General features: G+C 43.4%; 7 protein-coding genes and 1 tRNA gene. 4 read left to right on the top strand and 4 right to left on the bottom strand.

Annotated elements, in window-relative coordinates; translation table 11 throughout:
- Positions 1 to 140: 140 nt before the first annotated feature.
- Together PX481_RS01490 and ndhL are read right to left on the bottom strand one after the other, a co-directional pair.
- Positions 141 to 446 carry a DUF3007 family protein gene (locus PX481_RS01490; RefSeq protein ID WP_002763321.1) on the bottom strand — a complete coding sequence of 102 codons (306 nt, stop codon included), beginning with the start codon at positions 444 to 446 and terminating at the stop codon, positions 141 to 143.
- Positions 447 to 465: 19 nt separating this feature from the next.
- Complete coding sequence (ndhL, locus tag PX481_RS01485; protein WP_002732218.1) at positions 466 to 705, bottom strand: NAD(P)H-quinone oxidoreductase subunit L; 240 nt, start codon at positions 703 to 705, stop codon at positions 466 to 468.
- Positions 706 to 877: 172 nt separating this feature from the next.
- On the opposite strand from ndhL, the gene PX481_RS01480 reads away from it, so the two are divergent.
- Positions 878 to 963, top strand: a tRNA-Leu gene (locus PX481_RS01480).
- 74 nt (positions 964 to 1037) lie between these two features.
- On the opposite strand, the gene PX481_RS01475 is transcribed toward PX481_RS01480, so the two are convergent.
- Together PX481_RS01475 and queG are read right to left on the bottom strand one after the other, a co-directional pair.
- The gene (locus PX481_RS01475) at positions 1038 to 1676 is read right to left on the bottom strand and encodes an HAD-IA family hydrolase (protein ID WP_288093312.1); all 639 of its coding nucleotides are present in this window, start codon (positions 1674 to 1676) and stop codon (positions 1038 to 1040) included.
- Positions 1666 to 2613 (bottom strand): tRNA epoxyqueuosine(34) reductase QueG, encoded by a 948-nt coding sequence (queG, locus tag PX481_RS01470; protein WP_185237710.1) that lies wholly within the window; start codon positions 2611 to 2613, stop codon positions 1666 to 1668. The genes PX481_RS01475 and queG overlap by 11 nt, the downstream gene beginning before the upstream one ends.
- 354 nt (positions 2614 to 2967) lie before the next feature.
- On the opposite strand from queG, the gene PX481_RS01465 reads away from it, so the two are divergent.
- From PX481_RS01465 to tatA, 3 genes are all read left to right on the top strand, one after another.
- Entirely contained in the window at positions 2968 to 3699 is a 732-nt protein-coding gene (locus PX481_RS01465; protein ID WP_002763327.1) for a hypothetical protein, read from the top strand.
- Positions 3700 to 4258: 559 nt separating this feature from the next.
- Positions 4259 to 5689 (top strand): dihydrolipoyl dehydrogenase, encoded by a 1431-nt coding sequence (lpdA, locus tag PX481_RS01460; protein WP_288093307.1) that lies wholly within the window; start codon positions 4259 to 4261, stop codon positions 5687 to 5689.
- A gap of 180 nt (positions 5690 to 5869) precedes the next feature.
- The gene (gene tatA / locus PX481_RS01455) at positions 5870 to 6046 is read left to right on the top strand and encodes a twin-arginine translocase TatA/TatE family subunit (RefSeq protein ID WP_002763330.1); all 177 of its coding nucleotides are present in this window, start codon (positions 5870 to 5872) and stop codon (positions 6044 to 6046) included.
- Positions 6047 to 6234 lie beyond the last annotated feature (188 nt).

The raw sequence follows: 6234 nt of genomic DNA, 5'->3' as shown, positions 1-6234 counted from the left end.
TTTTGAGGGGGTCAATTACCTAATTTTCAGGGAAAAAGTCCCTGAATTTCCCCCTGATCACTCCCATATCTGGTACTTTTTGATTGACAAAAAGTCTAAAAGTGTTATCCAGCAAGGTTTTTAGATTTATTCAGCCAGCCCTATTTAGTTTTTTCTTCTTCAATCTCCCGCTGCATTTGGGCGATTTCTTCGGGAGTCATCGCTTCCAGGCGTTTTTTAAAGACGGCATCTTCGTAATCCTTGCGCTGTTTGCCGTAGGTCATATTATCGGTGGCAACTCGAAACAGATAGGTAAAAATCCAACCGATGACACCACCTACCAACACCGCTTGACTCCAAATTCCCGCCGAAGCACTATCTAAACCGGTTTTTTGTAGGATAATGTAGAGGATGCCGCCCATAGCAAACATCCCTATACCGATCCCGATGACATCAATGCGTCTCATGGGTTTTTTTGGTGATAACTTAAGCTTTTAGGGTACGACGTTGGGGACGGAAGTTAAGGAAAGGACTTAACAACAGCATCCCAGGGAAGAAAAAGCTCATCAGAAAGTACATAAACCCTCTTTCCCAAGAAGATGCCACATACCAGCGCGTATTGAGGTAGTAGTAGATAACGGCGGGAATGACGAGCAAATACAAGACACTGAGAGATAGGTAGATCAGGGCGATGATAATGGTTTCTTGCGTCAGAATTGATTGCATAAGGATTGATTTTTATCAATGGCTGTCGGTGAACTGCAATTCACCTGCTGATCATTTTACCCCCTCTTTCCCCCTTTGCGGCGATCGAATTGGCGGACTAAAATAATTTGCTGAAAATACTCTTGCCAATTAAATTATTTGTGATATGATAAAAAATTGTCGGTTAAATAACGGGGGCGTGGCGGAATGGTAGACGCTACGGACTTAAAATCCGTTGAGCCTTATAAGCTCGTGAGAGTTCGAGTCTCTCTGCCCCCATCGATCGAAGTCTATATTTAAACTGAGTGTTGGATATTCTAGTACAAATGTCCATGCTCCCGGGAAAAACTTTTTCAGCCAGCCCTATCTAAAATATCCAATAATTCTAGGGGATGGTGAATGAGATGATCGGGGTTAAATTGAGTGAGAATTTGAGGGGAATTAAAGCCCCAAGCGACGGCCACCACTTGCACTTGACTTTTTTTGGCAGCAGTAATATCTCTAGTTTCATCGCCGACATAAATCATTTCATCGGGACAGAATTTATTTTGTCGGATCAGGCGATCAATAATTTTGTGTTTGCCGAATAAAGGCGTTCCCGAATAGATAAAATCAAATAAATTTAAGAGTTGATTATTTGCTAAAAATATGGTGACGTTTTCCTTGGTATTAGAAGTTATTATTCCTAATCTATAGCCTCTTTCTTTAAGAGTGGCTAGGCAGTGATGCCAGCCATGGAAAGGTTTCAGACATTCAATTTGTTTATTTAATTCCCGTTTAACTCGATAGAGTAAAAAAGGGATTTTAACGGGGGAAACTTGGGATTGTTTAATAATTTCTTGGGAACTAAGGTTTTTTAGTCTGGCCAAATCTTCCTCGTTGATGGGTTGATAACCAAAATTTTTAGCCAAACGATTGACAATCTCCACGAAAGTATCGTGGGTATCGGCGATAGTACCATCAAAATCGAACACGACTACTTTAATTGTCATCTTGTGCGGGGTGAGGGGAATGGGCTAAATTAGCTTGGGCATTACGTCGCCACTGCTGGGGTTTAATTCGACGCAGGGCTGACGAGATGAAACGACGATCCCACTCCTCTATAGTTAGATTAGCTAATTCCTCCAACCTTGGCGAGAGGTTTTCGGGACGAGGTTGAAAATCCTCCACGTCGGTAACTTGGGCAAAACGTTGATTCCAAGGACAGACATCTTGACAGATATCGCAGCCAGCTACCCAACCTTGTAAATTCTCGGCAATTTCTGTAGGCAAAGTTACAGCACGATTTTCGATGGTATGGTATGCAATACAGCGATTAGCATCCACCACAGAGGGACTAACTATTGCTTGGGTGGGACAAGCGCTTAAACAACGGCTACAGGTGCCACAATGGGCGCTATGGGGTCGATCGGGTTCTAAAGGTAAATTAGTTAATATTTCCCCTAAAAAGACCCAACTACCGTAATTGCGGGTAATTAAGTTACCATTCTTGGCAATCCAGCCGATCCCTGCTCTTTGCGCCCAAACTTTATCCTGTACCGGTCCTGTATCCACATAGTAACGGGTTTGAATTTGCTCCCCCTGACTTTCTAACCATTGACTGAGGGCTTTTAATTTTTTACTTAATACTTTGTGATAATCCCGTCCCCAAGCATAACGGGAAATTTTGCCATGGTTTTGTTCTTGACTGTGTTGCTGGGGGGTGTAGTAGTTAAGGGCGAGACAAATTAGCGATCGCACTTCCGGCCAAAGAGTTTTGATATCCTGTCGTTTCGGGTTAGTCATCCAATCCATATCAGCGTGATAACCGCGCTCTAACCAGCTTTTTAGATGGGATACCGCCGAGTCTTGACTATCCACAGAAGCAATACCGACCCCATGGAAACCTAACTCTAGCGCTTTTTCTTTGATTTGTGTTTCTGTGGGCATAGACATATCTTAAGTCAAGTATTCGTAACAATTATTTGCAATGATCAATTTATTGAGCCAAATCCCAGGCTGAACAATTAGAAACCATGATCAACGAAGAAACTGTGGTTCCCGTCCCCGCTATATCGTCCTCATACTAAATCCAGTTATTAAAAACTGATTATTTATTCTCCGTTTTGCATGAGTGCATGAGTAGAAAACGGGTTTCTCCGAGAAACCCGTTTTCTGTGCGTTACTCAACGGATTTAGTATAACCATTGACTTGCTCAATTCACACCCGTCCCTAAAATGACTTGCACTTTGCTAGTACAATTATAGTAAGAAGTAAAATAAGAAAGATTAAAACAAATAACCATGTCTCAACCGATTACCATCGAAGATATCTATAAACTTTTTGAGAAAACTAACGAAAAGTTTGAACAATCACGCCAAGAATACGATCGCCGGGCTGCTGAAGCCAAGGCTGAAGCTAAGGCCGAAGCTGATCGCCGGGCCGATGAATACGATCGCCGGGCCGCCGAAGCCAAGGCCGAAGCCGATCGCCGGGCCGCCGAAGCCAAGGACGAAGCCGATCGCTGGGCTGCCGAAGCCGATCGCCGGGCTGCTGAAGCCGATCGCCGTTTAGCCAAGCTAGAGAAAACAGTGGCCAATACCAGTCGTGCTGTGGATAGTTTAACCACTCGCTGGGGAAGATTTGTCGAGGAATTAGTCGAACCTGCTGTTATTAGCCTATTTCGTGGCAAAGGTATCGATGTTAAAGAAACCTACAGTCGTGCCAGGGTAAAACGGCAAGGAATAGCCATGGAGATTGACATTTTAGCCGTCGATGAAACCGAGGTAGTTTTAGTAGAATGTAAGTCTCGTTTATCGAAAGATGATGTCAATGAATTTTTAGAAAAATTAAGTCGATTTAAACAAGCATTTCCCCATTATAAAAACTATCAAGCTTATGGTGCAGTGGCAGGAATAGAAATAGATGAAGGAGTAGATCGTTATGCCTATAAACAAGGTTTATTTGTGATTAAACCATCGGGAGAAACAGTAGAAATAATTAATGATTCTGGTTTCGAGCCTAAATTATGGTAGGAGAAAGATGATACCCCCATCCGGCAAAGTATTGGCGGGAGGTCTAATTTTTCCAATCTAGCACTAGACTAACTTATGGATACGATGCAGAATTAATAAGTAAATGGTTTCAATTAAATTGAAGATAGATTTTGTCTTTGATCCCCCCTGCCCCCCTTGATAAGGGGGGTGCCGATAGGCGGGGGGATCTGACAATTTTTAACACCCACCTACTTATTCATATCTTGATTCAGTAACGTCTTGCATAATTAATTTTTGAGGATTCAAAAACGGCAAAAATAAGGATTAAATTGCCTAAAATCTGTGAAGAGACCATTTAATTGATTATTATTCATGCTTAATTCTCCTGACTACTGACGACCGGCTCCTAATCCCAACAACAATTTTTGATTTTTACCAGAGGTCTAGTAACGTCTTGTCCTAAAATTGCCAACACCCAGTTTCAATGCACAAGAGCCTGATGGCTAAAAACTGGCTCCAGTTTTTGCCCAGGATAGCACAGCTTGATCGCAGTGGATCGTAAAATGGGATAATGCTAACTTTGAGAGTCAGAGAGACTATGAGTGAATTCGACTACGATTTAATTATTATCGGTGCTGGAGTTGGTGGCCACGGGGCAGCCCTACACGCAGTCAAATGTGGGCTAAAAACAGCTATTATCGAAGCCAAAGATATGGGAGGAACCTGTGTCAATCGCGGTTGTATTCCTTCTAAAGCTTTACTGGCAGCCTCGGGACGAGTGCGCGAATTAGCCGATAGTGACCATCTGAAAAGTCTAGGTATTGCCATCGCTGGCGTTAATTTTGACCGTCCGACAATTGCCGATCATGCTAACAACCTTGTCAGTAAAATTAGAGGCGATCTCACTAATAGTCTTAAACGTCTCAAGGTTGATACTATCCACGGTTGGGGAAAAATCGCCGGCCCGCAAAAAGTTAGCGTCATCGGGGATAGTGGCGAAAAAATCTACACCGCTAAGGATATTATGCTCTGTCCGGGGTCGGTTCCCTTTGTCCCACCGGGGATCGAGATCGATCATAAAACGGTTTTTACCAGCGATGAGGCCGTTAGATTAGAAACTTTACCCAAGTGGATCGCAATTATCGGTAGTGGTTATATCGGTCTAGAATTTTCGGATATATACACCGCTTTGGGTTGTGAAGTGACGATGATCGAAGCTTTAGATAGTCTCATGCCAGGATTTGACCCAGAAATCTCGAAAATCGCGGAAAGAGTTCTGATTAAACCTAGAGACATCGAGACTTATGTGGGAGTTTTGGCAAAAAGTATTAAACCGGGGAATCCTGTGGCCATTGAACTGGTGGACGCAAAAAGCAAAGAAGCGATCGAAATTTTAGAGGTAGATGCTTGTTTAGTCGCTACAGGAAGAATCCCGGCGACAAAGAATCTCGGCTTGGAATTTGTTGGGGTAGAACTGGATAAACGCGGTTTTATTGCCGTTAATGACAAAATGCAGGTAATTCAGGACGGTGAACCGATTCCCCATCTCTGGGCCGTGGGCGACGCTACGGGTAAAATGATGTTAGCTCACGCTGCTTCGGGTCAAGGGGTAATAGCCATTGAAAATATCTGTAATCGCCCAAAAACCATCGATTATCGCAGTATTCCCGCCGCCGCTTTTACCCACCCCGAAATTAGTTATGTGGGTTTAACGGAACCGCAAGCAGAAGCTTTGGGACAGGAAGAAGGGTATAAGGTGGCTTCTGTCAAGACCTATTTTAAGGGAAATTCCAAAGCTTTAGCGGAAGGAGAAACGGAAGGCATCGCTAAAGTCGTTTATCGTCAGGATACGGGCGAATTACTCGGTGTTCATATTATCGGTATCCACGCATCGGATTTAATTCAAGAAGCGGCCAATGCGATCGCTGAACGCAAATCTGTCCATGAACTCGCTTTCCGCATCCACACCCATCCGACTCTCTCAGAAGTCCTCGACGAAGCTTACAAACGCGCTGAAGTGGCAGCATAGAGTCAGTTATCAGTTATCAGTTATCAGTTATCAGTTATCAGTTATCAGTTATCAGCTTCTGAAGGCAAGAGGCAACAGGCACTCGTGCAAAAGACAGAATCTGGCAATTCTCCAAGTTTACGACTCCTGACTCCTGAATTCTGACTCCTTTCTCTTTTTTTACTTTTTACTTTCAAGATTATGTTTGGATTAGGTTGGCCAGAAATAGTAATTATTGCTGTGGTTGTTCTCCTGATATTTGGACCGAAAAAAATACCCGAATTTGGGGCAGCTTTGGGGAAAACTTTACGGGGATTTAAAGAAGAAATCAATCAAGATGATCAAGAAATTGAAGACAGTGATGAGAAGATGAGATAGATTTCGGCGGGTGCATCTCATTTTTGTAAATCTACTAATTTGGGATTTTTAAGGGGAAACTTTCTCCTAAAATTGGGCGTTACTTTCGGTTTTATCACTCAATCCAAGCTTTTGGGGGGTTCTACCCCCCAAACCCCCCGTTGGGGGCGTGGCGCCGCCCCCAAACCCCCCGCGCATTAGTTTTTCGG

The sequence above is a fragment of the Microcystis sp. M53603_WE2 genome (assembly GCF_030065435.1).
The sequence above is the reverse complement of the archived record's forward strand: the minus strand, read 5'-3'. Positions and strand labels throughout refer to the sequence as shown.